The organism is Amycolatopsis sp. NPDC039088 (assembly GCF_055598845.1).
Genome location: NZ_JBVKAE010000092.1, coordinates 1 through 1,329 on the forward strand (window position 1 = coordinate 1; position 1,329 = coordinate 1,329).

A 1,329-nucleotide genomic window follows, 5' to 3' on the forward strand; every position below is an offset into this window, starting at 1 on the left:
TGGGGTTGACCCGTTTTGACGGACAGGGTCGATGAGGTGGTGTCAGGCTACCTGACGGCCGGTTGTGTAGTCGGTCGCGTGGTGGCTGGTTTCGTAGGCGTTGGGGCTGAGGTAGCCGAGGCTGGAGTGCAGGCGGCGGGTGTTGTACCAGCCTTCGATGTACTCGAAGATCGCCTTGTGCACAGCGGTCCGCGTTGGCCAGCCACGGCGATCGATCAGTTCAGTTTTGATCGTGGCGAAGAACGACTCGGCGACCGCGTTGTCCCAGCATTCTCCTTTACGCCCCAACGATAAATGCACCTCATGGTACTCGGCGAGATCGACGAATTGGGTGGAGGTGTACTGGCAGCCCCGGTCGGAGTGGAAGATCACCCCAGGTGCGGGGCGACGCTGCGCCACCGCGTTGTTGAGCGCCTCGGCGATGAGGTCGGTGCGCAAGTGATCCGCGGTGGCCCATCCGACAACCCGCCGTGAGCCGAGATCGATCACCGTGGCCAGATACAGCCAGCCTTCCCATGTTCGGATGTAGGTGATGTCGCCGCACCATCGAGTGTTGATTTCCCTTGCGCCGCAGGAGAAATCCCGCTTGATCAGATCAGCTGAGGTGGTCGCGGCCGGGTCGGGAACCGTCGTGGTGCGCCACCGTTTCGGTGCCCGGCCAGCGCGGCCGGTGGCGCGCAGGAGCCGGGCGACGCGCTTGCGGGAATGCCGCCGTCCGCGGGCGCGTAGTTCGGCGTGGAGCCGGGGTGTTCCGTAGGTGCCTTTCGACTCGTCGTGGATCGCGATGATCTCGGCGGTCAATTCCTCGTCCTGCCGCCGGCGGGCGGAGGGGGCGGCGTCGCGGTGGGCGTAGTAGGCGGCTCGGGAGACCTTGAGTAGCTCACAGGAACGTTTCACGTTGCCGGTGGTGCTGGCGTTCTCCGCCTCGATGAACGGGTACACGTTCACCGGGTCTCCTTCGCGAAGAAAGCTGTTGCTCGTTTGAGGATCTCCACGTCCTCGGACAAGCGGCGGTTTTCTCGCCGTAACCGGGCCAGCTCGGCCCGCTCATCGGTGGTCAGCCCGCCGTCGGTGCTGGTTCCCGCGTCCCGCTCAGCCTGCGCGATCCACTGCCGCACAGCGGTCTCGGTCAGGTCGAAGTCCTTCGTGACCTGCCCGATCGACCGGTCCCCGCGCTGACACAGCTCGACGATCTCAGCCTTGAACTCCCGCGTGAACGAACGCCGAGCCCGAGACTTCTTCTTGCCCATAGTCTCCATGATGAGGGACATCCTTCCGGAGGCACACAGCCTCCTGATCTTGGATGTCCGTCAAAACGGGTCACGCCCA

Annotated in this window: 2 protein-coding genes; both read right to left on the reverse strand. The window is 64.4% G+C overall.

What is annotated here, in order from left to right; all coding sequences use genetic code 11:
• Nucleotides 1-42: 42 nt before the first annotated feature.
• Nucleotides 43-948 carry an IS3 family transposase gene (locus ACZ7KI_RS43330; protein ID WP_470278813.1) on the reverse strand — a complete coding sequence of 302 codons (906 nt, stop codon included), beginning with the start codon at nt 946-948 and terminating at the stop codon, nt 43-45.
• The gene (locus ACZ7KI_RS43335) at nt 945-1,259 is read right to left on the reverse strand and encodes a transposase (protein WP_470278814.1); all 315 of its coding nucleotides are present in this window, start codon (nt 1,257-1,259) and stop codon (nt 945-947) included. The genes ACZ7KI_RS43330 and ACZ7KI_RS43335 overlap by 4 nt, the downstream gene beginning before the upstream one ends.
• Nucleotides 1,260-1,329: the final 70 nt, after the last annotated feature.